The sequence below is a fragment of the Rheinheimera sp. 4Y26 genome (genome assembly GCF_025245835.1).
GTDB lineage: Bacteria > Pseudomonadota > Gammaproteobacteria > Enterobacterales > Alteromonadaceae > Pararheinheimera.
In genome coordinates this window covers 172,801-199,064 of the sequence record NZ_JAOBWS010000006.1, presented here as the reverse complement: position 1 = coordinate 199,064, position 26,264 = coordinate 172,801, and the positions used below count along the sequence as shown (strand labels likewise).

The 26,264-nt window shown below is 49.1% G+C and carries 29 protein-coding genes; 12 read left to right on the top strand and 17 right to left on the bottom strand.

Going from position 1 to position 26,264, the window contains the following annotated elements; genetic code table 11:
• The first annotated feature begins 99 nt into the window (after positions 1 to 99).
• From N3Z11_RS10120 to N3Z11_RS10105, 4 genes are all read left to right on the top strand, one after another.
• Complete coding sequence (locus N3Z11_RS10120; RefSeq protein ID WP_260657057.1) at positions 100 to 2,136, top strand: S9 family peptidase; 2,037 nt, start codon at positions 100 to 102, stop codon at positions 2,134 to 2,136.
• A gap of 101 nt (positions 2,137 to 2,237) precedes the next feature.
• Positions 2,238 to 3,350, top strand: coding sequence for a cell division protein ZapE (gene zapE / locus N3Z11_RS10115; RefSeq protein ID WP_260657099.1), 1,113 nt, complete (start codon positions 2,238 to 2,240; stop codon positions 3,348 to 3,350).
• A gap of 113 nt (positions 3,351 to 3,463) precedes the next feature.
• Positions 3,464 to 4,525, top strand: a complete 1,062-nt coding sequence (locus N3Z11_RS10110) for a YjgN family protein (protein ID WP_260657056.1) — start codon at positions 3,464 to 3,466, stop codon at positions 4,523 to 4,525.
• On the top strand, positions 4,525 to 5,559 hold the full coding sequence (locus N3Z11_RS10105; protein ID WP_260657055.1) for a M48 family metallopeptidase: 1,035 nt from the start codon (positions 4,525 to 4,527) through the stop codon (positions 5,557 to 5,559). Before N3Z11_RS10110 ends, N3Z11_RS10105 begins: the two co-directional genes overlap by 1 nt.
• Before the next feature lie 10 nt (positions 5,560 to 5,569).
• Here N3Z11_RS10105 and N3Z11_RS10100 read toward each other — a convergent pair whose 3' ends face one another.
• Both N3Z11_RS10100 and ilvC read right to left on the bottom strand, forming a co-directional pair.
• A complete protein-coding gene (locus tag N3Z11_RS10100; protein WP_260657054.1) occupies positions 5,570 to 6,001 on the bottom strand; it encodes a methylglyoxal synthase in 432 nt (143 codons plus the stop codon).
• Between the two features lie 161 nt (positions 6,002 to 6,162).
• Positions 6,163 to 7,644, bottom strand: coding sequence for a ketol-acid reductoisomerase (ilvC, locus tag N3Z11_RS10095; protein WP_260657053.1), 1,482 nt, complete (start codon positions 7,642 to 7,644; stop codon positions 6,163 to 6,165).
• A 185-nt stretch (positions 7,645 to 7,829) separates the two neighbouring features.
• Between ilvC and ilvY the strand changes: the two genes are divergently transcribed.
• The gene (ilvY, locus tag N3Z11_RS10090; protein WP_260657052.1) at positions 7,830 to 8,714 is read left to right on the top strand and encodes an HTH-type transcriptional activator IlvY; all 885 of its coding nucleotides are present in this window, start codon (positions 7,830 to 7,832) and stop codon (positions 8,712 to 8,714) included.
• 64 nt (positions 8,715 to 8,778) lie between these two features.
• Here ilvY and N3Z11_RS10085 read toward each other — a convergent pair whose 3' ends face one another.
• The 8 genes from N3Z11_RS10085 to zapE (N3Z11_RS10050) form a co-directional block, all read right to left on the bottom strand.
• Positions 8,779 to 9,222, bottom strand: coding sequence for a ClpXP protease specificity-enhancing factor (locus N3Z11_RS10085; protein WP_409566864.1), 444 nt, complete (start codon positions 9,220 to 9,222; stop codon positions 8,779 to 8,781).
• 19 nt (positions 9,223 to 9,241) lie between these two features.
• Positions 9,242 to 9,880: a stringent starvation protein SspA gene (gene sspA / locus N3Z11_RS10080; protein WP_260657050.1), complete on the bottom strand. Its 639-nt coding sequence runs from the start codon at positions 9,878 to 9,880 to the stop codon at positions 9,242 to 9,244.
• 67 nt (positions 9,881 to 9,947) lie between these two features.
• Positions 9,948 to 10,688, bottom strand: coding sequence for a cytochrome c1 (locus N3Z11_RS10075; protein ID WP_260657049.1), 741 nt, complete (start codon positions 10,686 to 10,688; stop codon positions 9,948 to 9,950).
• Positions 10,688 to 11,962 (bottom strand): cytochrome b, encoded by a 1,275-nt coding sequence (locus N3Z11_RS10070; RefSeq protein WP_260657048.1) that lies wholly within the window; start codon positions 11,960 to 11,962, stop codon positions 10,688 to 10,690. Before N3Z11_RS10070 ends, N3Z11_RS10075 begins: the two co-directional genes overlap by 1 nt.
• On the bottom strand, positions 11,962 to 12,552 hold the full coding sequence (gene petA, locus N3Z11_RS10065; protein WP_260657047.1) for a ubiquinol-cytochrome c reductase iron-sulfur subunit: 591 nt from the start codon (positions 12,550 to 12,552) through the stop codon (positions 11,962 to 11,964). The genes N3Z11_RS10070 and petA overlap by 1 nt, the downstream gene beginning before the upstream one ends.
• A gap of 491 nt (positions 12,553 to 13,043) precedes the next feature.
• Complete coding sequence (gene rpsI / locus N3Z11_RS10060) at positions 13,044 to 13,436, bottom strand: 30S ribosomal protein S9 (RefSeq protein WP_260657046.1); 393 nt, start codon at positions 13,434 to 13,436, stop codon at positions 13,044 to 13,046.
• A 15-nt stretch (positions 13,437 to 13,451) separates the two neighbouring features.
• Positions 13,452 to 13,880 carry a 50S ribosomal protein L13 gene (gene rplM / locus N3Z11_RS10055; protein WP_260657045.1) on the bottom strand — a complete coding sequence of 143 codons (429 nt, stop codon included), beginning with the start codon at positions 13,878 to 13,880 and terminating at the stop codon, positions 13,452 to 13,454.
• Positions 13,881 to 14,088: 208 nt separating this feature from the next.
• Positions 14,089 to 15,180 (bottom strand): cell division protein ZapE, encoded by a 1,092-nt coding sequence (gene zapE, locus N3Z11_RS10050; protein WP_260657098.1) that lies wholly within the window; start codon positions 15,178 to 15,180, stop codon positions 14,089 to 14,091.
• A gap of 128 nt (positions 15,181 to 15,308) precedes the next feature.
• Here zapE (N3Z11_RS10050) and N3Z11_RS10045 point away from each other — a divergent pair, with 128 nt between their 5' ends.
• The 3 genes from N3Z11_RS10045 to N3Z11_RS10035 all read left to right on the top strand — a co-directional run bounded on the left by N3Z11_RS10045 (position 15,309) and on the right by N3Z11_RS10035 (position 18,410).
• Positions 15,309 to 15,764, top strand: a complete 456-nt coding sequence (locus tag N3Z11_RS10045; protein WP_260657044.1) for a YhcB family protein — start codon at positions 15,309 to 15,311, stop codon at positions 15,762 to 15,764.
• Positions 15,765 to 15,822: 58 nt separating this feature from the next.
• Positions 15,823 to 17,184 carry a Do family serine endopeptidase gene (locus N3Z11_RS10040; protein ID WP_260657043.1) on the top strand — a complete coding sequence of 454 codons (1,362 nt, stop codon included), beginning with the start codon at positions 15,823 to 15,825 and terminating at the stop codon, positions 17,182 to 17,184.
• 137 nt (positions 17,185 to 17,321) lie between these two features.
• Positions 17,322 to 18,410, top strand: coding sequence for a trypsin-like peptidase domain-containing protein (locus N3Z11_RS10035; RefSeq protein WP_260657042.1), 1,089 nt, complete (start codon positions 17,322 to 17,324; stop codon positions 18,408 to 18,410).
• A 171-nt stretch (positions 18,411 to 18,581) separates the two neighbouring features.
• Here N3Z11_RS10035 and murA read toward each other — a convergent pair whose 3' ends face one another.
• The 7 genes from murA to mlaF all read right to left on the bottom strand — a co-directional run bounded on the left by murA (position 18,582) and on the right by mlaF (position 23,299).
• Positions 18,582 to 19,844: a UDP-N-acetylglucosamine 1-carboxyvinyltransferase gene (gene murA / locus N3Z11_RS10030; RefSeq protein ID WP_260657041.1), complete on the bottom strand. Its 1,263-nt coding sequence runs from the start codon at positions 19,842 to 19,844 to the stop codon at positions 18,582 to 18,584.
• 6 nt (positions 19,845 to 19,850) lie between these two features.
• Positions 19,851 to 20,108: a BolA family protein gene (locus tag N3Z11_RS10025; protein ID WP_260657040.1), complete on the bottom strand. Its 258-nt coding sequence runs from the start codon at positions 20,106 to 20,108 to the stop codon at positions 19,851 to 19,853.
• Positions 20,109 to 20,284: 176 nt separating this feature from the next.
• On the bottom strand, positions 20,285 to 20,572 hold the full coding sequence (locus N3Z11_RS10020; RefSeq protein WP_260657039.1) for a lipid asymmetry maintenance protein MlaB: 288 nt from the start codon (positions 20,570 to 20,572) through the stop codon (positions 20,285 to 20,287).
• Entirely contained in the window at positions 20,565 to 21,233 is a 669-nt protein-coding gene (locus N3Z11_RS10015) for a phospholipid-binding protein MlaC (RefSeq protein WP_260657038.1), read from the bottom strand. The genes N3Z11_RS10020 and N3Z11_RS10015 overlap by 8 nt, the downstream gene beginning before the upstream one ends.
• A complete protein-coding gene (mlaD, locus tag N3Z11_RS10010; RefSeq protein WP_260657037.1) occupies positions 21,233 to 21,700 on the bottom strand; it encodes an outer membrane lipid asymmetry maintenance protein MlaD in 468 nt (155 codons plus the stop codon). Before mlaD ends, N3Z11_RS10015 begins: the two co-directional genes overlap by 1 nt.
• Before the next feature lie 4 nt (positions 21,701 to 21,704).
• Entirely contained in the window at positions 21,705 to 22,484 is a 780-nt protein-coding gene (gene mlaE / locus N3Z11_RS10005) for a lipid asymmetry maintenance ABC transporter permease subunit MlaE (RefSeq protein ID WP_260657036.1), read from the bottom strand.
• A complete protein-coding gene (gene mlaF, locus N3Z11_RS10000; RefSeq protein ID WP_260657035.1) occupies positions 22,484 to 23,299 on the bottom strand; it encodes a phospholipid ABC transporter ATP-binding protein MlaF in 816 nt (271 codons plus the stop codon). Before mlaF ends, mlaE begins: the two co-directional genes overlap by 1 nt.
• Positions 23,300 to 23,708: 409 nt before the next feature.
• Here mlaF and N3Z11_RS09995 point away from each other — a divergent pair, with 409 nt between their 5' ends.
• From N3Z11_RS09995 to lptA, 4 genes are read left to right on the top strand one after another with little or no spacing between them, the layout of a single operon-like run.
• A complete protein-coding gene (locus N3Z11_RS09995; RefSeq protein ID WP_260657034.1) occupies positions 23,709 to 24,677 on the top strand; it encodes a KpsF/GutQ family sugar-phosphate isomerase in 969 nt (322 codons plus the stop codon).
• Positions 24,677 to 25,234, top strand: a complete 558-nt coding sequence (kdsC, locus tag N3Z11_RS09990; RefSeq protein WP_260657033.1) for a 3-deoxy-manno-octulosonate-8-phosphatase KdsC — start codon at positions 24,677 to 24,679, stop codon at positions 25,232 to 25,234. The genes N3Z11_RS09995 and kdsC overlap by 1 nt, the downstream gene beginning before the upstream one ends.
• A complete protein-coding gene (lptC, locus tag N3Z11_RS09985) occupies positions 25,231 to 25,785 on the top strand; it encodes an LPS export ABC transporter periplasmic protein LptC (protein WP_260657032.1) in 555 nt (184 codons plus the stop codon). Before kdsC ends, lptC begins: the two co-directional genes overlap by 4 nt.
• Positions 25,775 to 26,263, top strand: a complete 489-nt coding sequence (lptA, locus tag N3Z11_RS09980; protein ID WP_260657031.1) for a lipopolysaccharide transport periplasmic protein LptA — start codon at positions 25,775 to 25,777, stop codon at positions 26,261 to 26,263. The genes lptC and lptA overlap by 11 nt, the downstream gene beginning before the upstream one ends.
• Position 26,264 lies beyond the last annotated feature (1 nt).

Genomic DNA, 26,264 nt, shown 5'->3' with positions numbered 1-26,264 from the left:
GCAGGCAGGTGATTAAACCCCGCCGCTGAACTGCCCGGTTGCCAGTTGTACAAGCCATGCCCTATGCTTAGGGCCATCTTCAGTACTGGAAGCAATTTTATGAAATTAGCCTTTTCAATCAGTTTGTTAGCACTTTTTTCCGGTTTTGCGCTGGCCGAAGCACAACCTTTGAGTGCCGAAGCTGTCTGGCAGGTGGCCCGGCCGGCCGGTTTAACAGTGTCGCCGGATGGCCGTCGTGCTGTGTTTAGCCTGACGAGGTACAACTTAAAATCTGACAAAGGTAATGCCGACTTACAGCTGATTGAACTGCCTGGCGGCAAAACCACGCCGCTGACCCAGCATCCGGACAGCGACACTCAGCCCGCCTGGAGCCCGGATGGCCGTAGTATTGCCTTTGTGTCAAAACGCGGTCATGCGCAGAATCAACTTTTTGTGCTGCCGGTGTTTGGCGGTGAAGCAAAAAATATCACCCAGCTGCCGGTGGCAGTGTCATCGCCGGTCTGGCTGCCGGATGGCAAAGAGATTTTATTTGTGGCTGAGGTACCAGCCGGTTTTGACGGTGATTTTCAAAAATTAGCGGCCGCCAAAAAAGCAGAAAAAGACAATAAAGTCAGTGCCAAAGTGACAGAAAACCGCGTCTACCGCTTTTGGGATCACTGGCTGACCGATGATACTTACCCGCACTTTTTTGCGGTAGATGTGGAAAGCGGCAAAATCCGCCATTTAACACCGGGCTGGAAACAGCTGATGAATTTAAACGGCGCGCCTGAGTTTGACCTGTCACCCGATGGCAAAACTATTGCTGTCAGTGTCATTACCAGTGCCCCGCCCTACAACGAGCTGAACCACGATATTCTGCTGCTTGCTACCGACGGCAGTGGCAAATTTACCAATATTACCGAAGCCAACAAAGCCAGTGACGGCAATCCGGTGTTCAGCCCGGACGGTAAAACCCTGGTGTATGGCGCACAAAGCCGGCTGGATTTTACCGAAGACAATGTCAAGCTGATGAACTTTAATCTGGCCAGCAAAACCGCCACCGCCATGGCCGCCAATGTCGATTTATCACCGTCCGATTGGTATTTCTCCAAAGACAGCACCATGTTGTATTTTATTGCCGCAGACAAAGCAAAAGCCTCGGTGTTTTCTATTCCGGTGCAGGGCGGCGCGGTGAAACAGGTGTTACGCCAGGCCAGCAATGAACAGTTCCAGGTGGCAGGGCCACAACAGTTTGTGCTGGTGCAACATGGCATCAGTCAGCTGCCGGAAATTTTTTATCTGGACAATAAAAACCGCACCTTAAAACAAATCAGTCAGTTTAATCATCAGCAACAGCAAAACACCCAATTTGGCAAAGTAGAAGAAATGTCTTTTGCAGGCTCAGATGGCAAAGCCATTCAGATGTTTGTGGTGTTTCCTCCTAACTTTGACCCGAAAAAACGCTGGCCACTGTTGAGCCTGTTGCATGGCGGGCCGCACAGTTATTTTGGCGACAACTTTAACTACCGCTGGAACCCACAGATATTTGCCGCTGCAGGTTATGTCACCATCATGCCAAACTTCCATGGCTCAACCAGTTTTGGTCAGGCTTTTGCCGAGGCCATTCATGGTGACCATGCCACTAAGCCATTTTTTGACTCGGAAGCTGCCATTGACCATATGGTGTCGCGCGGTTATATCGACGAAAGCCGCATTGCAGCAGCGGGTGGCAGCTATGGCGGTTATCTGGTGAGCTGGATTGCCGGTCACAGCAGCAAATACAAAGCCTTAGTCAATCACGCCGGTGTCTACGATTTAATGGCGCAGTTTGCCTCCGACAGCACTATTCACAGAGTGCATGCTTATGCCGGCTCGCCCTGGGACAAAAAAGAAAATGTACTCAAAGCCAGCCCGGCCATGTACGCCGAAAACTTTAAAACCCCGATGCTGGTGATCCACGGTGAGCAGGACTACCGCGTACCGGTCAATCAGGGGCTGGAAGTTTATGGTGTACTCAAAGGCAAAGGGGTGGATGCCCGGCTGGTGTATTTCCCCAATGAAAATCACTGGATTTTAAAACCCAATAACTCGGTGTTCTGGTACAGCGAAGTACTGAACTGGCTGGAACGTTATATCGGCAAAGGCCCAAGCGCTTAAGCGCTTGCCGCCCCTGCAAAAGGCCGCTATCGTAGCGGCCTTTTTTATTTGCTGGCGCTAAAAACACTGGTAGAACGCCATCGGAGCCATCGCAGGTGAACATGCTTAAGCAGTATCAACAGCAGGTCGAACAAGGCCAGCTGCAGTTTGATGAAGCGCAGTGGCGCTGCCTGCAACAGTTGCAGCAGCTGGCCGGTCAGCTCAGCACCGGCGCCCCCACAACAGGCCTGTATATTTACGGCCCTGTGGGGCGCGGTAAAACCATGCTGATGGACAGTTTTTTTGCGTATTTGCCGGTTAAGCGCAAAATCCGCCTGCATTTTCATCACTTTATGGCGCGGGTGCATCAGGAATTACATGCACTGAGTGGCAGTGCCAATCCGCTGCAACTGATTGCAAAAAACTGGGCCAGCAACTATCAGCTTTTGTGTTTTGATGAGTTTTTTGTCAGTGACATTGGCGATGCCATGCTACTTGGCACCCTATGGCGGGAGCTGTTTCAGCTCGGTGTGGTGCTGGTCACCACCTCAAATGCTGCGCCGCAGCAACTTTATGCCAATGGCCTGCAACGCAGCAGGTTTTTGCCAACTATTGATTTACTGGAGCAACATTGTCAGCTGCTTGCGCTGGATAACGGTCTGGATTACCGCAGGCTTGGCCAGGCGGATTTTTGTTATTACGGCGTGGGCAAAAACGCTGACTGGCTGAAAAACACTGCAACACAGCTTACAGGACCGCTGCAGCCCTGTGCACAGCTTGAAGTGCTGCAACGGCAGATCCCTACACTTTGGCGTAACCAGCTCGCTATTGGTTTTGATTTTATGGCGTTATGCTCAGGGCCACGCAGTCAGCTGGATTATATGGCGCTGGCAGCACAGTTTCGCCTGATTGCGCTGGCAAACATTCCACAGTTTCATCAGGTGTCGGACACCGCCATTTTGCATGGGGTGGAAGAAAACTATCAGCGTGAGCACAGCAGCGTGTTTGTCAGCAAACTCGACAATGAAGCCCGGCGATTTATTGCATTAGTGGATGAATGTTACGAAAAAGGCTGTTTGTTGCTGCTCACCAGCGAAGTGGCTGTGACTGAGTTATATCAGGCCAGTCAGCTGAAGTTTGCTTTCGAGCGTTGTATTTCAAGGATTTACGAAATGCAAAGCTGGCCTATCAGTCAGGTCTTAACGCCTGACACCACAACAGTGGCTGACTGTTAACCACGTTATTCACAGCCCTTCCCTGCGCCACAATCTGAGGCTCGACAAAAGGACTGTCGCAGCGATACACTATTTTGTTACTTTTGGACATAACCATTAACAAGGAAAGTGCTATGGAAACTTCAGTCTCCTCTCAACCCATGCCGCAACAAGCGGCACGTCGCAGCAGACTCAGCTTTAGCGGTCAGGCCGGTGAATATTTTGGCATCTGGATAGTGAATGTGCTGCTGACCATTGTCACGCTCGGCATCTACAGCGCCTGGGCCAAGGTGCGCAATAAACAATACTTTTATGGCCACACCAAAGTAGACGGCCATAATTTCCGTTACCTCGCCACCCCAATGCAAATTTTAAAAGGCCGTTTACTGGCAGTCGCGGTTTTTATTGCTATTTCGTTTGTCACTACAGTGATTCCATTTCTGGCAGTGCTGTTTAGTTTTGCGTTGTTATTTATTCTGCCCTGGCTGATGGTGCAGGGTATTCGTTTTAACCTGCGTATGACCAGTTACCGCAACGTGCGTTTTGGTTTTCATGGCAGTTATGGCGACGCATTTATCTATTTTTTGTTATTGCCTTTTGTGTCGGTATTTACCTTATATCTGGCCATGCCATGGGCCATTAAAAAGCTTGATCAGTTTGTGTATCAGAACATCAGTTATGGCGGTAAGCAGCTGCAGGTGCAGACCGAAACTTCCGCTTATTACAAAGCCACACTGGGCGCAGTTATTGTTGCTATCAGCCTGCTGCTGGTGGGTGTAGGTGTGATTGCCGCAGTTGGCCCGCTGTTTAACACTGCTGAACCTTCACCTCTATTAATGGCTCCGGTATTTTTTGGTTATTTTGTGGTACTGACTTTGGCAGGTTCCGTATATAAAGCGCTGATCCGTAATCATTTATTCAACAACACCACATTACCGGAGCTGGTAAGTTTTAAATCAGATTTACCAGTGCTCACTTTATTTGGCGTGCAACTGAGCAATATGCTGGCCATTATCTGCAGCCTGGGTTTGGCACTGCCATGGGCCATGGTGCGGATGAGCCGGTTATTGGCAGATCACACCGAAGTGACGGTGCAACCGGGGCTTGAGCTGATGCGCGACAAACTCGCCAAAGAGTCTTCTGCTTTTGCCGAAGATGCCGCCGATTTGTACGACGCTGATTTTTCACTCACCTGATGCAAAGTTACAGCGGCACTTATTATTTTGCCGGGCGCAGCAATTGCTGCGCCGCGCTGTTACAACGGCAACATCAGCAGCTGATTGTTAGCAGTACTGAAGGTGAAGTGCTGTGGCAAGGCATCAACTTTAGCACAGGCCTTGATTTGCCGGGCCTTGCCACTGAGCTGCACTTTGACGATGGCAGTTATTTTGTGCCCGATGATGTGAGCTTACGCTTGAGTGCGAACGGCAAAGCCAGCCTGGCCACCCGGCTGGAGCAACATAAAGTGGCGATTGGCCTGTCGGTGCTGTTGGTGCCTTTATTGTTGTGGTGGCTGGCAACCCGTGGTCTGCCCGGTTTTGCCACAGCAGTTGTGCCTTATTTGCCCAAATCCGTCAGTCACACCATAGACCGGCAAAGTATGCAAATTCTGGATAACACCCTGCTGGATAATTCAGCTTTACCACAGGCGCAGCAACAGCAATGGCGGCAACAATGGCTCTCTGCCATGGCACAGTTACCAGAGCCGCTGCTGTTTCAGCCCGATATCCGGTTTCGCCAGGCCAAAGGCATGGGCGCCAACGCTTTTGCCTTGCCTGGTGGCACTATAGTGGTGACCGATGAGCTGGTGACTTTGCTGGCCGATAAACCAGATGCACTGCTCGCTGTGCTGCTGCACGAAGCAGGGCATGTGCAGCACCAGCATGGTTTAAAGCTGCTGGCACAATCCACTGCCACCACTATGCTGCTGGCGCTGATTTTCAGCGATCTGGAAGTATTAAGCGAAGTGCTGCTCGGCAGTGGCAGTAGTTTAATGCAGGCCGCTTTTTCCCGTGATATGGAATCCGAAGCTGACTTATTTGCCACCAGCGCTTTAGTGGCGCTTGGCAAAAACAGCAGTGCTTTTGCCGATGCAATTGAGGCCATTAGTCAGCAACATGACAGTAAAACACTGGAAAAGTGGAGCCGTTATTTCAGCTCCCACCCGTCCAGCAGCGAACGGATTGAACAAGCAAAAAAACCGCCCGCCCCCACCACAACGCCCAAATAAAACAGGGGTTTCAGCTTTGGCTGAATCTGTTCAGGTAAGCCGAAAAATCCGGTTTTGCCGCCTGGTAGTCCTGACTGAACAAGCTGGAACTGACAATATAATCTGCGGTGGCGCTGTTACAGGCCACCGGGATATTCCAAACCACCGCCAGCCGGATCAGCGCTTTGACATCAGGATCGTGCGGTTGTGAACTGAGCGGATCCCAGAAAAACACCAGCCAGTCGATTTTTTGCTCTGCGATTAACGCGCCTATTTGCTGATCACCACCCAATGGACCACTGGCCAGACAATGCACCGGCAGTTTAAGTGTTGCTTTAAGCTGCTGCCCTGTTGTGCCGGTGGCATACAGCTGTTTATCCTGAAAAAATGCCGCGTGCTGTTGCACCCAGGCCAAAAGTTCGGCTTTTTTACCGTCATGTGCCACCAAAGCAATAGATTTCATGTTGACCTCCATTAATCAAAAGCTGTGTTATCGGGTAAGGCGAAAAAATACCTTGTGTACCATGTTGTTGCTGCAGCCATTATGGAACCAAGCCCGGGATCCAGGCAAAAAAAAGCCCGGCAAAAAGCCGGGCAAACAACCAAGGTCCACGTAAAACTCAGTTATTGGCTCACCACAATGCGTTTCATCGCTGTCATGTAACCACGTAATTTTTTACCTACAATTTCCACCGGATGCTGACGAATGGCTTCGTTCACTTCAATCAGACGGATATTATCTACACCGTTATTGGCCGGGTTCACACCCTTGCCCAGCAATTCAGGGCTGATATTGTTCACCAGCTCACGCAGCATAGGCACAGCGGCGTTTGCAAACAGGTAGTTGCCGTATTCGGCGGTGTCGCTGATCACCACGTTCATTTCATACAAACGTTTACGCGCTATGGTGTTGGCAATCAGCGGCGTTTCATGCAACGACTCGTAATAAGCGGACTCTGCCACAATACCGGCCTCAACCATGGTATCAAAGGCCAGTTCCACACCCGCTTTCACCATAGCCACTAACAAAATGGCGCGGTCGAAATAATCCTGTTCGTTGATATGCTCAGCAGAGACAGGTGCATTTTCAAAACCACTCTGACGGGTTTCTTCACGCCAGCCCAGCAGCTGTTTGTCGTCATTCGCCCAGTCGGCCATCATGGTTTCAGAAAACTTGCCTGAAATAATGTCGTCCATATGTTTGGCAAACAGCGGCTGGAGAATACCTTTTAATTGCTCAGCCAAATCATAAGCTTTGATTTTTGCCGGGTTCGACAACCGGTCCATCATGTTGGTGATACCACCATGCTTCAGCGCTTCGGTAATGGTTTCCCAACCGTACTGGATCAGCTTGGCGGCAAAACCTGCGTCATAACCATCAGCCACCAGCTTGTCGTAGGCCAGAATGGCGCCGGTTTGTAACATGCCACACAGAATCGTCTGCTCACCCATTAAGTCGGACTTCACTTCAGCGACAAAACTGGACTCTAATACGCCGGCACGGTCGCCGCCTGTGGCAGAGGCATAAGCTTTGGCAATGGCAAGGCCGTTACCCTGTGGGTCGTTTTCCGGATGCACTGCAATTAAAGTAGGTACACCAAAACCACGTTTATATTCTTCCCGCACTTCAGTGCCAGGGCATTTTGGCGCCACCATAATCACCGTAATGTCTTTACGGATTTGATTGCCTTCTTCCACGATATTAAAACCGTGTGAATAAGCCAGAGTGGCCCCTTGCTTCATCAGCGGCATTACTGCTTTAACCACTGAAGTATGCTGTTTGTCCGGCGTCAGGTTTAATACTAAATCTGCCGTCGGAATTAATTCTTCGTAAGTACCTACCACAAAACCGTTTTCACTGGCCTGCACAAAAGATTTACGTTTTTGTGCAATGGCATCAGCACGCAGGGCATAAGAAATATCCAGGCCTGAGTCGCGCATGTTTAAACCCTGGTTTAAACCCTGGGCGCCGCAACCGACAATGACAATCTTCCAACCTTTGAGTAAGTTACAACCGTCGGCAAACTCTTCTTTTTGCATAAAACGGCATTTGCCCAGCTGCTTTAACTGCGCTCTTAAGTTCAGCGTATTGAAATAATTAGCCATAATCTTTGTACCTGAATTTGCTGATTTGCCAAAACATGGGCCCAAGGCCCTGCACTTTGTGGCAGAACAGCACAACCCTTTGTTGTGCCGTTTTGATAAAGCCACAATAATGCAGCCAACTCATTGCGTGAAGTGATATATTCTCAATACAATATTTCACTTTTTGCAATAATGGTGATTTTGGCATGGATCTTCGCAGTGCCCAACTTTTTCAGCATCTGGCCAGCAGCCTGAACTTCAGTAAAACCAGTGAACAGCTGTATGTCAGCCCTTCTACCCTGACCCGCATTATTCAACGGCTGGAAGATGATTTAGGCGTGCAATTGTTTAGCCGTGACAACAGGTCGGTGCGACTGACGCCGGCTGGTGTACGTTTTCAACAGTTTGTCAAAAAGTATCTGGAAGACTGGCATCAGCTGCAGGTGGATTTGTCGTTAACCAGCAATGAGTTACAAGGACAACTGCGGTTGTTTTGCACTGTAACGGCAAGCTACAGCCATTTGCCCGATATTCTGGATAAATTCCGGCTGTTATGCCCAAGGGCAGAAATTCAGCTCACCACAGGCGACGCTGCTGTGGCGCTGGATAAAGTAAAAAACGACGAAGCTGATGTGGCGCTGGCAGTCTACCCACCGAATTTACCGCTGAATATGGCTTTTACCAGCATCGCCAAACTGCCTTTGCAGCTGATTGCCCCTGTGGTGCCCTGCAAAGTGAATGATTTACTCAACGAAACGCCTATTCGCTGGCAGGACATTCCGATGATAGTGCCTGAACATGGCCCGGCGCGCAGCCGGCTTGAGCAGTGGTTAAAAGCGGAAAACTTCAGCCCCAATATGGTGGCCAAAGTAGAAGGTCATGAAGCTATGGTCAGTATGGTGGCCCTTGGCACCGGCGTGGCAGTGGTGCCGGAACCTGTGGTGCTGCACAGCCCGGTCAGGGAGCGGGTACGCACTGTGGCGCTGGATTATCAGTTTGAACCATTTGATTTGGGTATTTGTATGCAATCAAAAAGACTACATGAGCCTCTGATGCGGGCTTTCTGGCAAATTGCTGCTGAACGTAAATAATGCCCACGCCTGAATAGCAAAAACCGGCTGATGGCCGGTTTTTCTATAGCTGCAAAACGCTGCTTTATTTAATCACCCTTAAATGGGAAGGGCGTTTTGGTTTATCGTCCGGATCATCGGGCTCCGGCGTCTCACTTTGACTTCCGGCCAAATCAACTTCGTCATCCAGCAACTCTTCGGTCAGTACGTCCTCGTCATCTTCTTCCGGCGTAAACATAGTGCCGGCGCCATTCTCACGGGCATAAATGGCCAGTACCGAGCGCTGCGGAATATAAAGTGCAAAAGGACTACCGCCAAAACGGGCGTTAAAAGTGACAGCATCGTTGCCAAGCAACAAATTACCCACAGCCGACGGATTAATATTCAGCACTATCTGGCCATTTTGCACGTGCTGCAACGGCACTTTCACCCCAGGCACTGTAGCGTCAACCACCAGATAAGGGGTCAGATTGTTGTCCACTATCCACTCGTAAAAAGCACGCAGTAAATAAGGACGGTTTGGGGTCATTTTCATCACTATCGGGTTCTCAATATTGGCTGTTACGGCGGATCTCACGCTCAGCTTCGGTCAGAGACTGCTGGAAAGCGTCACGCTCAAACAAACGGATCATATAGTTTTTTAATGCTTTGGCGCCGTTGCCTGACAACTCAATACCCAACAATGGCAAACGCCACAACAAAGCCGACATATAACAGTCGAGCAAACTGTATTCTTCACTCATAAAATATGGTGTTTCCTGAAACAACGGCGCTATCGACAACAGGCTTTCCCGTAAATCACGTCTTGCTTCAGCTGCATCTTCGCTGTCTTGCAGAATTTTTTCGGCCATACCGTACCAGTCCTGTTTGATCCGATACATCATCAGCCGGGTTTTCCCACGCTCTACCGGATACACCGGCAATAATGGCGGATGTGGAAAACGTTCATCAAGATATTCCATGATGATATCGGCCTGATACAACGCCAAATCACGGTCCAGCAAAGTTGGCAGCGAACCGTAAGGATTCACTTCATACACATCTTCCGGCAGGTTGTCGCGGCTGACCAGCAAAATATCAGCGCTGACGCCTTTTTCGGCCAGTACCATTCTGACCTGATGGCTGTACATGTCGTTGGCCGATGCAAACAACGTCATCGCCGCGCGCCTGTTGGCAGGTATCGCCATGAATTCCTCCGGTAAATTTAAAACGGCAAAGGGGCCACCAGGCCCCTTATTTGTCAGTGTGACTGACTCAGTGAACGTCTTTCCAGTACTCTTTCTTCAGCAGGAACGCCAGCACGAAGAAAATAAGTAAGAAGATCATCACTTTAATACCGAGGCTATGAGATTCCAGCTTGGAAGGTTCACCAGTGTATTCCAGATAGTTCACCAGATCGGCCACAGCACGGTCGTATTCTTCTGTGCTCAGCTCACCGGAACCGTCGGTCACAATACCAACATAAACTTCCTGAGATACACCATCCACCAGACGGGTTTCATGCTTTTTATAAGGCACACCCTGCAGCTCCTGCAGTACGTGCGGCATACCAACCAACGGGAACACGTCATTGTTCACGCCGAATGGACGTGTTGGATCAGCATAAAACGACCGTAAATAGGTGTACAGCCAGTCCGGGCCACGCACACGGGCTACGTTGGTTAAATCCGGCGGTGGAGCACCAAACCATTTGGCCAGATCAGCTTTTGGCGCCGCGTTTTTAATGTAGTCACCTACTTTATTAGCGGTAAAAGCCAGCTCCTTCATACCCACTTCGTCCGGAATACCCAGATCGCGGAAAGTACGGGAGTAACGCTGATATTCCATCTGGTGGCAACCCAGACAGTAGTTCTGGAACATCTTGGCACCACGCTGCAACGACTCTTTGTCATGCAGATCGATAGGTGCTTTATCCAGATGAACAGCAGGACCACCTGCTGCTAATGCAGCAGATGATGCAACCAGTGCCAGTACTGACAATAACTGTTTCAGCATTATGATAACCTCACAGGCAGTGGCTTGGTTTTTTCATTTTTACTGTATAACCACAGCAAACCGAAGAACGCAAAATAAGTAAACGAAGCAATTTGAGCTATCAGCGTATAGGTTGGAGTTGCTGGCAGTACACCTAATACACCTAATACAACAAAACTGACGCAGAAATTCACCAGATTCCATTTATGGAATGTGCTGCGGTAGCGCACTGAACGCACCGGGCAACGGTCTAACCACGGCAGCAGCGCCAGGAAGATAATGGCCAGGAACATAAAAATGGCACCAAACAGCTGATCAGGAACAGCACGCAGGATGGCGTAGAATGGTGTGAAGTACCATACAGGTGCAATGTGATCCGGGGTTTTCATCGGGTTTGCCGGTTCAAAGTTTGGCGGTTCCAGGAAAAAGCCACCACCCTCAGGGGCAAAGAAAATAACCGCACAGAACACTAACAGGAAACCCACCACACCAACGATATCTTTCACCGTGTAATACGGGTGGAAAGGAATAGCGTCAACAATGATTTTTTTGCCACCTTTGGTGAAATATTCGTGGAAAGTAAATTTGTCTGACACGTTGTTATCGATTTTAGTGCCGTCATTTGGACGTTTTACATCGATACCATCAGGGTTGTTTGAGCCCACTTCATGCAGCGCAATAATGTGTAGGAACACCAGAATCACTAATACCAGTGGCAGTGCAATAACATGCAGAGCAAAGAAACGGTTTAAGGTAGCGCCTGAAATCACGTAGTCACCACGGATCCACAGCGTTAAATCATCACCAATGCCTGGGATAACACCGAAGATAGAGATAATTACCTGTGCACCCCAGAACGACATCTGACCCCATGGCAGCAAATAACCCATAAAGGCTTCAGCCATTAACACCAGGAAAATCAGCATACCGAAGATCCACAGCAGTTCCCGTGGTTTCTGATAAGAACCATACATCATGCCGCGCAGCATGTGCAGGTACACCACCACAAAGAATGCCGAAGCACCGGTGGAGTGCATATAACGCAACAACCAACCGTAGTCGACGTCACGCATAATATATTCAACGGACGCAAAAGCACGTTCAGCTGAAGGTTCGAAGTTCATTGTTAACCAGATACCGGTCAGGATCTGGTTTACCAGCACTAACATGGCTAATGAGCCAAAGAAGTACCAAAAGTTAAAGTTTTTTGGCGCCGGATACTGCATTACATGGAGATTCATCTTCTCCATAAATGGCATACGGTATTCGATCCAGTTCATGAAATTTTTAAACATCAGGCAGTCCCCTCGTCAGCACCGATGATCACTGTCGTGTCATCAATGAACATATATGGTGGGATCATCAGGTTTTTTGGTGCCGGAACGCCGGAGAACACCCGACCTGCCATATCGTAGGTAGAACCATGGCAAGGACAGAAGAAACCAGATGCGATACCTTCAACATGAGCGTCGAAGTCACTCATTTTATAAGTTGGAGAACAACCTAAGTGGGTACAGATACCAACAGCCACAAAAATTTCAGGCTTTTTCGAGCGATGCTGGTTTTTGGCATAAGCCGGTTGTTGTTCTTCTTCTGAAGCAGGGTCTCTTAACTGGCCTTCAACCTTAGATAAGGTTTCCAGCATTTCCGGGGTACGTTTTACAACCCAAACCGGTTTACCGCGCCATTCCACCCGAATTAACTGACCTGGCTCGAGTTTGCCGATGTTTGCTGTGACAGCAGCACCAGCTTGTTTGGCTTTTTCACTCGGGTTCCAGGACGCAATAAAGGGAACGGCTGCTCCAACTGCACCAACGCCACCTACAACTGAGGTTGCGATAGTGAGGAAGCGACGGCGACCATGATCGACTGGCGCATTGCTCATCCACTCATCTCCACGTTAACGCTTAAATTTTGCACGATTTAAGCGGCTGAATTTCAGCGATTATTATAAGTTGAAAAATACGGCGGATCATAATGAAAAGCCCTGCCTGATACAAGGATTTAGGCTGAATCTATTGGCTCCACCAGGACTATTTTTTTTGCTTTTGTTTGATCCGGCACAAGGTTGGCAACCAGCATCGGCATTTTTACAAAAAAGTAACGCCCAAACCCCTTGTTACTTCTGGCATAACGTCAAACTATAGCAGCAGCTTGTGAAAAATGAGCAAAGACTTTAGTGGGAAATCAATCAGATGCGGCGAATGTTATTCACAATCAGCAAATGGGCATAGCAAAAGAACCAGCTGCATCAAAACTGAGTGAATTGGTTGATAAAAACAGGGCCGGCAGCAACTGGCTATCCCGCCAGAACTGTGGCAACAAACCATAAAAAAACCCGGCACAGGCCGGGTTTTTTGCAACAGTAAAAACGAATTAACGTTTTGAGTACTGTGGACGTTTACGGGCTTTATGCAGACCGACTTTCTTACGTTCAACCTGACGCGCATCGCGGGTTACGAAACCGGCTTTACGCAGTGCTGGACGCAGAGTTTCGTCGAACTCCATTAATGCACGGGTGATACCGTGACGGATAGCACCGGCCTGACCAGAAATACCACCACCTTTAACAGTGATGTACATGTCAAACTTGCCAACCATTTCAACTAACTCTAATGGTTGCATCACAACCATACGAGCAGTTTCACGACCGAAGTATTCAGTGATAGTGCGTTGGTTGATAACGATGTTACCAGCGCCCGCTTTCAGGAATACACGTGCTGTAGAGGTCTTACGACGACCAGTACCGTAATATTGATTCTGTGCCATATCGATATGCTCCGCTTAGATGTCTAAAACTTGTGGTTGCTGGGCAGCGTGCTGATGCTCGGCGCCTGCATACACTTTCAACTTACGGAACATAGCGCGACCCAGTGGACCCTTTGGCAGCATGCCTTTGATCGCAGTCTCAAGTACCATCTCAGGTTTCTTTTCCAGCAGCTTCTCGAAAGTGATTTCTTTGATGCCACCTGGGAAACCAGAGTGAGAGTAGTACTTTTTGTTTTTCGCTTTGTTGCCAGTTACAGTCACTTTGTCAGCGTTAACTACGATGATGTAGTCGCCGGTGTCAACGTGTGGCGTGTATTCTGGCTTGTGCTTTCCGCGTAAACGAAGAGCGATTTCAGTTGCGATACGACCCAGGGTTTTACCTGCAGCATCAACAACATACCAGTCGCGAGTTACGCTTTCTGGTTTAGCAGTAAAAGTTTTCATCAAACTATCCAAAAATTATCAGTTACACCTCACATAACCTTCGGGCAAAGATTATGTCGTTTATCGAACCCCTTCGAGTTCATCAAACTGCCAGGCTACGGCAGATTCAGGCTGTAACGTGGGCCGGCCGCGGATTATATATTAACCAATGGCAAATAACAGCTTTTTTTCGAAAAAAATCAGCTTGCGGCGCACGTCAGCAAAAGCGTTATGGCAAATGCGCCAACGCCAGATAATCGTGCGACTGCATTTCCTGCAACCGGCTTAAACAGCGTTTAAATTCAAAGGATAAAATACCCTGACTGTACAGTTGCTCCATCGGCACTTCGGCAGAAATAATCAGTTTGACTTTGCGCTCGTAAAACTCATCCACCAGAGCAATAAAGCGCCGCGCTACATCATCGTTGCTTTGCCCCATCACCCGGACATTGGCCAGCAGCACAGTGTGATAAATTTTACTGAGTTCCATATAGTCATACTGACTGCGGGCTGACTCACACAGCTCACTAAATTCAAACCACACTACACCTTCAGCTTCCCAGCAGGTTTGTAATTTACGGTGCGCTATTTCAATCACCGCATGCTGCTGGCGTGGCTCCAGCGATAACGCATTAAAATAACTCAGCAAATTGTCCTGAGCTGCCTGATCAAGCGGTGAATGGTAAATTTCGGCTTGAGTTAAAGTCCGCAGGCGATAGTCGATACCGCTGTCGACATTGACGATTTCCGTGTGCTGTTTAATGAGTGCAATGGCCGGTAAAAAACGCGCCCGTTGCAAACCATTTTTATAAAGACCATCAGGTTCAATATTGGACGTAGCGACCAGCGTGATACCACGGGCAAAAAGCGCCTGCATCAGGGTGCCCAGAATCATCGCATCGGTAATATCGGAGACAAAAAACTCGTCAAAACACAAGATGTCGGTTTGCGCTTTAAAACGGTCGGCCACCAGTTCCAGTGGATTGGGCTGACCGGCCAATTCCGCCAAATCTTCATGCACTTTGTGCATAAAACGGTGAAAGTGAATACGTAATTTTCGCTCCGTTGGCAGGCAATCAAAAAAAGTGTCCACCAGATAAGTTTTGCCGCGGCCAACCCCACCCCAGAAATATAAACCGCGTAGCGGCTGTTGCTGTGGCTGTTTGCCGGTTAGCTTTTGCCAGAATGTGGCTTTGACCGGCTGCAGCTGGCAAAAATCGTCATACAACCTTTGCAACTGAGTTACGGCATCTTGCTGAGCCGCATCAAAATGAAAATCCGGGCGCTGTAAATCAAGCTGATACTTTTGCTGTGGTGTCATGGTATGAACTGCAGACGGCATTGGCCATTCAGACGATTAAAATTAGCTGGTATAGTAACACGCCTTACCACTGTGTTTAACAAGTTAGGTTACACTAGAAAAGATTTGAGCAGTTTTCAGGAGTTTGTATGAGTTTATCTATGGCATTGATCTGGTTTGCCGCAGGTTTGGTGGCAGGTGCAGTAGCCGCCCGTCTTTTCAGTTTACGCCAGTTTAATCAGCATAAATTACAGCTGGAGCTGGATGAAAGCCGCCAGCAATTACAGAAATACCGCAACGACGTTTCGCACCATCTGGATACCACCCATCAGCTTATGGCGCAGTTGCAGGACAATTATGAAAAAATTGCCCGCCACATGGCCAGAACCAAGATGCAGCTGATTCAGCGCCCTGGTTATAGCGAAAACACTGAACTGAACTATTTATCGACAGATACTGCTGAACAGATCCGGTTATCTATTGACCAAATCGACGAGAAACGCCGCAGAAAAGCTGAAGTTCGCACTGAGCAACCGCTTGATTATGCGGGGCATTCCAGCGGTATATTAAAAACTTTCCCGACAGAAAAAAAATCTGAAGTCTGAAACTTTTTTTATTGGGGTGAGTCTCTAGAGGCAGTGTTCCCATGGAGACAAACCCCAAATGAAAATGAAGTTATCTGTTGTCACCGCCAGCGTGCTGGCTGCCTTCCTGTTGACAAATCCTCTGCCGGTCTCTGCTAAATTACCATTTTTTGGCGCCGAATCCGGTGAACAAATGCCAAGCCTGGCACCAATGCTGGAAAAAGTAACACCAGCCGTTGTGAATATTAACGTAGCTGGTAACCGTGAAGTGCGGCAACGTCTGCCGGACGCCTTCCAGCAATTTTTTGGTCAGAATGAACTGCGTCGTGAACAGCCTTTCCGCGGTCTGGGATCGGGCGTGATTATTGACGCTGCCAAAGGTTATGTGGTGACCAACTCTCATGTCATTAATCAGGCCAGTGAAATTCAGGTGACCCTGACTGATGGCCGGACCTTCGAAGCAAAAAAGATCGGCGAAGATCCGGACAGTGATATCGCGCTGTTACAGATTAAAGCTGACAACCTGACTGCCATTAAAATTGCAGATTCAGACAATCTGCGTGTTGGTGACTTTACCGTCGCCATCGGTAACCCCTTTGGTTTAGGCCAGACAGTCACTTCCGGTATTGTCAGCGCTCTGGGTCGTGGCGGTTTAAATATTGAAAAATATGAAGATTTCATTCAAACCGATGCTGCGATCAACAGTGGCAACTCTGGTGGCGCCCTGGTGAACCTCAGAGGCGAGCTGATAGGTATTAACACCGCTATTCTGGGCCCGAATGGCGGCAATATCGGTATAGGTTTTGCCATTCCATCCACCATGATGAATAACCTGGTCAGTCAAATTATTGAATACGGTGAAGTTAAACGGGGTGTGCTGGGCATTGAAGGTAATGATCTGAATGCCGAGCTCGCCAAAGCGATGAAAGTAAAATCATCCAAAGGGGTTTTTGTTGGCCGGGTTACGCCAGACAGTGGTGCCGATAAAGCAGGCATCAAGTCCGGTGACGTCATTGTCAGCCTCAACGGTAAAACCATTTCGTCCATGTCTGAACTGCGCGCCAAAGTGGGTACTTTAGGTGTAGGTAAATCGGTAAAACTTGGCCTTCTGCGTGAAGATAAGCAGCTGGATGTCTCAGTAAAACTGTCAGCGGCCGATCAGGCCAATGTCACTGCGGGTAACTTGCATGAAATGCTGGCCGGTGCCAACTTTGCCAACGGCAAAACTGCTGATGGCACACCGGGTGTGATGATTTCTGAGGTGGCCAATGGCTCGCCTGCTGCACGGCTTGGTCTGCAAAAAGGCGATGTGATTATTGGCGTGGCCCGCACCAAAGTGGACACTGTTGCTGAACTTCGGGAAGTGCTGAGTAAAGCCCAGGGCGTCATTGCCCTGCAGGTACAACGCGAAGACAGCGTTTATTATGTGCTGATCCGCTAAGCCGTTTTATATGCTCTGCAGGCCGCAGTCTTTCCGGACTGCGGCCTTGTTGTTTGTTTTTCGTTACTTTTTTCTGCTACAGCTTGCCCCCGAACAATGTTATGCTGATACCACTTTGGCTGGCATTGATACAAACCGTGGCTAAACAATTGATTTTTATTATAAAAAGCATAGCGTATGGCCTGGCGCTCGCGCTGTTATGGCTGTTGTTTTTCCAACAAAACGGTCAGTTTCAACTCAGCCAGTTATTCAGTAACCATGAAGCAGAACCTGCAGCAATTTCTTATGCCAGAGCCGTCAGGGCTGCAGCCCCTTCAGTGGTGAATGTTTATACCGTCAGCACTCAACAAGACCCCCGCTCTTACCAGCGCCGTATTATTCAGAATCAGTCTTTAGGCTCAGGTGTGATCATGCGTGCCGATGGTTATATTCTAACCAACTACCATGTGGTCAATGGTGCTGACCAAATTGTGGTTGCGCTGCAGGACGGACGCCAGCTTGAAGCCATTCTGATTGGTCAGGATCGCATGACCGACCTCGCCGTGTTATATGTGCAGGCCACCGATCTGCCAGTGATCCCACAACAACCGAATCTGGAACCTCAGGTGGGTGATTTGGTGCTTGCTATAGGTAACCCGCTGAATTTAGGTCAGTCTATTACTCAGGGCATTATCAGTGCCACGGGCCGTGCTGGCCTCAGCACCAACACTTACACCGACTTCATGCAAATGGACGCAGCCATTAACGCCGGTAACTCTGGTGGCGCCCTGGTTAACAGCAATGGCGTGCTGGTTGGCATTAACACCGCTGCTTTCCAGCGTCAGCGCAATCTCGAAGTTCAGGGCATCTTTTTTGCCGTACCTTATAAACTGGCCCATACCGTCATGGAAAAACTGATTAAACATGGCCGGGTGGTGCGCGGTTATCTGGGGTTAAGTGGCGAACCTGTGATCAATTCAGCCGGCGAACGGCAGGTGTCCACAGCCCAGCATTTTTATGGCATGAAAATTACCGAAGTGGACGCTTTTGGCCCTGCTGCTGTTTCAGGTTTACAAGCTGATGATATTTTGCTGGAAATGGCCGGCGTAACCTTAACCAGCGTCGGTCAGGCGCTTGATTTAGTTGCAGAAGCTGCACCTGACACCCAAGTACAAATTCTGATTGAACGCCGCGGCGAACGGATGTTGATCCCAACCCGTATTGGTGTAAGAAGCGATACCGACTAATACAGCTTGTGCAGGCATACTGAAACCGAATTGCACTGCTCCGCTGCGGCACACCTTAGTGTGAATGGATCGACAGCAGCCCGACGCCAAACTTGTAACCGTTAGAAAACCTGACTTCGTTTTATAAAAAATAAACCCGCCAAATGGCGGGTTTATTTTTACACAAGCAGCTTACACAGCTGCGTTAATCCGTTCAATCCGGGCACCTAAGGCCTGCAGTTTATGCTCAATCTGCTCATAACCACGGTCGATATGATAAATCCTGTCTACCACTGTGTTGCCGCTTGCTACTAAACCTGCAATCACCAGACTGGCAGAAGCGCGTAAGTCGGTTGCCATCACCTGAGCTGCGGTCAGCTTTGGTGTGTGCTGGCACATAGCGGTATTGCCTTCGAGCTGAATTTGAGCGCCCATGCGCTGTAGTTCAGGCACATGCATAAAACGGTTTTCGAAAATGGTTTCAGTCACTACACCTACACCTTCGGCCAGCACGTTCAGCACAGTAAACTGCGCCTGCATATCAGTTGGGAAACCAGGATGAGGCGTGGTTTTAACATTCACCGATTTCAGGGTACGGCCTGTCATGTTCAGCCGGATCCAATCATCCCCTGTGGTCACTTCAGCACCTGCTTCACGCAGTTTCTCCAGTACCACTTCAAGTTCTGATGGATCTGTATTACGGCAGGTGACATCGCCGCCGGTGACAGCAGCAGCCACCAGAAAAGTACCGGTTTCAATCCGATCCGGCAGCACACTGTGCGCTGCGCCTGTTAAACGCTCCACACCTTCCACTTTAATAGTGGCACTGCCGGCACCGCTGATTTTGGCGCCCATCGCAACCAGGTATTTTGCTAAATCAACAACTTCTGGCTCACGGGCGGCGTTTTCAATAATAGTCACACCATCGGCCAGCACGGCCGCCATCAGCAGGTTCTCCGTGCCAGTCACGCTGACCATATCCATCACCAGATGCGCGCCTTTAAGGCGTGCCGCTTTGGCTTTGATATAACCGTTTTCGACACTGATCTCAGCGCCCATTTTACGCAGGCCATCGATATGCAGATTGACTGGCCGGGCACCAATGGCACAACCACCAGGTAATGACACTTCGGCATGACCAAAACGGGCCAGCAGTGGCCCCAGCGCCAGAATAGAAGCACGCATGGTACGCACTAATTCATAGGGTGCCATCTGGCTGTGGATATGACTGGCATCCACTGTCACCTGATGGCCATCACGCTGCACCTGGGCGCCGAACATGGTCAACAGCTTAAAAGTGGTATCAATATCTTTCAGTACAGGCACATTGCTGATCACTGAAGGTTGTTCGGCCAGCAAAGTTGCAAACAAAATGGGCAGAGCGGCATTTTTGGCACCGGAAATCACGACATCGCCTTTCAGGGTGGCGCCACCTGTTACTAAAAATTGTTGCATATGTACTTACACCGGAGGATTAAGAAGTTTTTCACGACGCCATTGCGTTGGCGTGAAGGCTTTGATGGATAAGGCATGAATAGAACCATCGGCAATTTCAGCCATCAGCGGTGCGTACACCAGTTGTTGTTGTTTGACCCGGCTTAAGCCGTCAAAACATTCACCCACCGCGGTCACTGCATAATGACTGCCATCAGCACTGACATACACCTCAACCAGATTTAGTTGTTCGGTTAAGCGTTGTTCAATTTGTTTAATGTCCATCAGGCTACCCACCAATCGGCAAAAGTCATCCGGCCATCCGCATTTGCATATCACAACGAGCTGGCCGTATATAGAACAACAACCCGGCAATGCCGGGTTGTCAGAATTTATCAGAGAAGCATATCTTCAGTGACTGCTAAGGGCGGCATTATAGCCTGACTCAGCAGCGATTTCAGCTAGTCTGTTGGCAAAAGTGGTAACACATCACTGACCGCAGCCAGATTACGCAGCTGGGTTGGCATTTGTGTAAAACGCAGCACTATGCCTTTTTTGTTGGCCTGCGCCAGCTGTTGTAACAACCAGGCTAAACCAGCAGTGTCAACATGACGCAGCTGACCGAGATTAAATTCTGCCTGCTTCGGCAAGGTGTCCAGCAGTTTAAAGGGCCAGTGTTTAACCACAGTGTTGCAGTTCAGCTCACCGCTGAACTCGACTGTTGCACCTTGCTGCTTAATCTCAAGCATTGTTTTTCTTCTCTGGCGCTTTGATAGGCGCTTTGGCTTTTTCTTCCAGAAGCGCTGCCACACTTAATAAACCCTGCTGACGAATCAGGCTGCCTAACTCAGAGCGTTTGCTGTCGAGTAAAGAAATACCTTCAGCCACCATGTCATATACCAGCCAGTTGTTGGCATCTTTCACACGGCGCAGCTTAAACTCAATTTTGATATCGGGTTTGCCCGGGTCAATCACGCGCGTTTTGATGGTGATAATTTTGCGTTGTTTATCAACTGGCTGGCCAGGCTCAATAATCACTTTCTGGTCGCGGTATTGGGTAAACACACCAGCGTATGTACCCACCATATAATTCTGGAAGGCACCAACAAAAGTATTAAAGTCCTGTTTTGGAACAGTATTTAACTTCACGCTTTGACCAATGACATAACCTGCTGCATAACGGCTGTCGATATAAGGCACCAGCTCTTCGTTCACAATAGTGCGCAGCACTTCGGCATCCGCTTTGATTTTTGGCTGATCAGCAGCAATACGGCGGAACGTTTTATCTGCCAACACTTCCATCATTTTGTATGGATCATCATAGGTAGGCACAGCAGCAGAATTTGCCTGTGCCGGCACAGTGCTGACAGCCAGCAGCAGCGCTGTGACCAATTTAAAGATTCTGTTCATTATTGATTCCCACGGTTAAATAAGAACTGACCGATCAGCTCTTCCAGTACAATGGCTGCCTTGGTATCTTCGATATAATCACCATCAGCCAGAATTTCTACGTTTTCGTCGACAAAACCTGGTTGCAAACCAATATATTGTTCGCCTAGCAAACCTGAGGTCAGAATGGACAAAGAGCTGGTCTCAGGGAAATTGCTGTAGCTGCTGTTAATTTCCAGCGTAACGACCGGCTGGAAAGCCTCAGGATCCAGCTGAATGCTGGCGACACGGCCAACCACAACCCCACCTACTTTGACCGGTGAACGTACTTTTAAACCACCGATATTGTCGAATTTGGCATATAACTTATAACTTTGATCCGAACCGGTCACACCGGTATTGGCAACTTTCATCGCCAGCAATAACAAAGCGGCAATCGCCAAAGCGACAAAAGCACCGACTAAAATTTCTAACTTACGTGTGGTCATTTTTTTATCCACCAAACATGACAGCTGTTAATACAAAATCAAAACCCAGCACCGCGAGCGAAGCAGTGACAACAGTCTGGGTTGTCGCCTGACTGATCCCTTCCGAAGTAGGTACAGCATCAAATCCCTTGTGCAGCGCAATGACTGTCACCAAAAACGCGAACACCATACTTTTAATCACGCCGTTCAGCACATCTTCCTGCAGATCAACGTTGGCTTGCATAGCCGACCAATAACCACCGGCATCAACGCCCAACCAGTCAACACCAACCAGATGGCCGCCCAAAATACCGACCGCATTAAAAATCAGCGCCAGCAGCGGCATACAAACCACACCAGCCCAGAATCTTGGCGCTATCACCCGGCGCAGCGGATCAACCGCCATCATCTCCATACCGGAGAGTTGTTCTGTCGCTTTCATCAGACCAATCTCAGCGGTCAGGGCACTACCAGCACGGCCGGCAAACAGCAACGCGGTAACAACAGGGCCCAGTTCACGCAGCAAACTCAGCGCCACCAAAGGCCCAAGCATTTGTTCGGCACCAAATTTCGACAACACTGTGTACCCCTGCAGCGCCAGTACCATGCCGATAAATAAGCCCGATACCACAATGATCAGCAGCGATAACACCCCAACCACATAAAACTGCTTGATATACAAAGGCCAGGCTTTAACAAACCTGGGCCGGCCCCACAAAGCCCCGAATACCATCAGAGCTGCCCGGCCAAAGCCTTGCACGGACGCTATAGTGGCAGCGCCAAGTTGTTGTAATTTATCGAGCATTAATCCTTTAACTCCATTAATTCCCCGGCATAATCGGCCGCTTTAAAATGGAAAGGTACAGGACCATCAGCCAGACCTTGTAAAAACTGCTGTACCAAAGGTGAGTCATGCTCACGTAGCTGCTGCGGCGTACCATGACCAATCACCCGGCGCTCTGCCACCACATAGACGTAGTCGGCAATACTCATCACTTCCCCCACGTCGTGTGAAACCACAATAGAGGTCAGCCCGAGCGCATCATTTAAAGAACGGATCAGCCGCACTATCACGCCCATCGAAATAGGATCCTGACCGGCAAAAGGCTCATCATACATAATCAGCTGAGGGTCCAGCGCAATAGCACGCGCCAGCGCCGCACGACGCGCCATACCACCAGACAGCTCGCCCGGCATTAAATCACGGGCACCACGCAAACCAACGGCTTCGAGTTTCATCAGTACCATCATCCGGATAATTTCTTCCGGCAATTTGGTATGTTCGCGGATTGGAAATGCCACGTTGTCAAATACGGACATATCACTGAATAAAGCGCCGCTCTGGAACAACATGCTCATTTTTTTGCGAGCCTGATACAGATCATTGCGACCAAGCGCTGGAATATCAACACCGTCAAACCAGATATGCCCACTGTCCGGCTTCAGCTGACCGCCGATCAAACGCAACAAGGTGGTTTTGCCGATACCGCTCGGCCCCATAATAGCGGTGACCTTACCACGACTGAACTGCATGCTCATGTCGTCATAAATCACCCGCTCACCCCGGCGGAAGATCAGGTTCTGAATGTTCACCAGCGGCTCAGCCACTGTATTTCCCATGCTTTGTTCCAACTTAAATCCCTTGATTGAGCCGGTTATTACAAAAAACCAGCAAAGCCCCAGGCAAAACGCCGCGCAATATAAAGTCAGGGACGTCCGGATGCAAGACTGCTGTTTAATAGTTCGGCGTATTTTACCTGCTTTAACAGCCTGAGTGCGCAGAAAAAATTGTAATATTCGATTGCAAAAATCGAAACTTGCACCAATTCACGGTTTTTTTTGCAATTCCACCAGAGAAGCAGGAAAATGTCGCAGTTTTGCGGGCGCTTCTGCCTTATACGCTGTAAATCTGAGCCAGCTCAGTAGCGAACCGCTTTGTTTTTGATATTTATTCGCATTTTGTCGAAGTTAACTGAATATCAGCTTAATCATCACCGGGAAAAACCAGCCCGGCCGCAGGAGAAACACCGTGACTATAGATTACTGTGCCAAAGCCAGGGCAGTGTTTGCGATTGAAGCCGCCGCTATTGTTGGATTAAACCAGTATCTGGATCACAATTTTGAACGCGCCTGCCAGCAGATGTTTGACTGCAGCGGCCGTATTATTGTCATTGGCATGGGCAAATCCGGTCATATCGGCAATAAAATTGCAGCTACCCTCGCCTCAACCGGCACTCCGGCCTTTTTTGTCCACCCGGGTGAAGCAAGCCATGGTGATCTTGGCATGATCACCAAAGGTGACATCGTATTGGCTTTGTCCAATTCAGGCGAAACTAATGAGTTGTTGCTGATAGTACCGGTGTTAAAACGCCTCGGTATTGGCCTGATTGCCATGACCGGCAATCCACAATCAACCCTGGCCCGGCTGGCCGACGTGCATTTATGTGTCAAAGTGGAACAGGAAGCCTGTCCGCTTGGGCTGGCACCCACAGCCAGCACCACTGCAGCGCTGGTAATGGGTGATGCTTTGGCTGTGGCATTACTGGAAGCCCGGGGCTTTTCCGCTGATGATTTTGCGCTGTCACACCCAGGCGGTAGTCTGGGCAAAAAGTTATTGTTACGGCTGCAGGACGTGATGCACCAGGGCGAGCACATTCCGCAGGTGCCCACTTCAGCCACCATTAAGCAGGCCTTGCTAGAAATATCGCAAAAAGGTCTGGGCATGACGGCCATCGTCGATGAACAAGGCAAGCTGGCTGGTATTTTTACTGACGGTGATTTACGGCGTTTGCTGGATTTAAGAGTGGATATTCATCAGACCCTGATTGCCGACGTGATGATCCGCAACTGTATTACCGCCAAAGCCGATATGCTGGCCGCCGAAGCGCTGAAAATTATGGAACAAAAGAAAATTAATGGCCTGATTGTGTTATCCGACGACAGAACGCCGATAGGCGCGATGAATATGCACGACTTACTGCGGGCCGGAGTGTTGTAATGTCAGATTTATTCAGCCAGTTATATCAACAGGTTAACGACCAACTGTTGCAACAGGCAGCGCAAATCCGCTTGTTGATCTGTGACGTGGACGGAGTGTTCTCCGATGGCCGTATTTATCTGGGTAATGCCGGTGAAGAACTCAAAGCTTTTCACACCCGCGACGGATATGGCATTAAAGCGCTGCGCCATGCCGGCATCGAAGTTGCCGTGATCACAGGCCGGCGCTCGGACATTGTCAGCCAGCGCATGAATTCTTTAACAGTGTCTTACATCTATCAGGGTCAGGAAGATAAAATTCCGGCTTTTACTGAACTGAAACAGCAGTTACAGCTTGAAAATCAGCAGATTGCTTATATCGGCGATGACCTGTCAGACTGGAAAGTGATGCAACATTGTGGCCTTTCTGTGGCCGTCAAAGATGCCCATCCTTATTTACGCCAACATGCTCATTATGTCACCAGTCTGCCAGGTGGTTATGGCGCAGTGCGTGAGCTTTGTGATTTACTGCTGATCAGCCAGCAAAAATTTGCTGGCTTTGACGGAAGCAGCTCATGAAACAACAGATTTTCTGGTTTTTGCTGGTACTGACCTGCGCCAGCCTGTTATATGGCTGGCTGGACAATGAAGGCAAAAGCACTGCCACCAGCGCTGAACAGGAACTGGCGCCCGACTTTATTGCGTATGATTTAGTGCGCAGCAGTTTTGACAGTACCGGCAATATGTCGGGGCTTATCAGAGCCAAACAAATGTCTCATTTTGAGCAGCTGGGGCAAATTCAGTTTGAAGCCCCTGCTTACACCATTTTTGAAGATAACTTACCCAAATGGCAGGTCAGCAGTGACCACGGCGTGTTGTATCCGGACGACAAAGTGGTGCTGGAACAGCAGGTGATTCTGGATAATCTGAAATCAGGTGAACTATTTAATAAACTCGAAACAAACCAGCTGGAGTATTTGTTTGAACAACAAATGCTGCAAAGCCGGCAGCAAGTGCTGATCAGCGGTGACGGTTTTGCCATTAACGGCCAGGGTGTCGAAGTCGATTTAGTCAAACAGAAGCTACAGCTTCATCAACATAAAGGGACGGTTTACCGCCATGAGAAATAAATTGCTGCTGGCCTTGTTGCTTGGCCTCTGTTCGCTGGCATCTCAGGCAAACAATAACGATTTTGCCGAACCTGTGAATGTCAGCTCGGATAATTTTGACGGCAGTGTCAAAGAGAAAAAACTGGTGTACCTTGGCAATGTGCTGGTTACTCAGGGGTCGCTGAAAATCAAAGCTGAACGCCTTGAAGTAGATAGCTCCAAAGGTCAGGGCAAAGAGGTATTTATCGCCAGCGGCACACCGGCTTCTTATTCGCAGGTGCTGGACGGTGACAAACCTATTGAAGCCATGGCTAACGAAATCCGTTATGACGTCGCTACACGCGTGCTGACATTAACCGGCAACGCCGAAATTAATCAAAGCGGCAGTGTAGTGAAAAGTGCAAAAATTCAATACGACCTGGCGCAGCAAAAACTCAATGCTGAAGGTGGTAAAGACACCCAAAGGGTCAGTACCGTTTTTATCCCAGAGAAAAACTAAA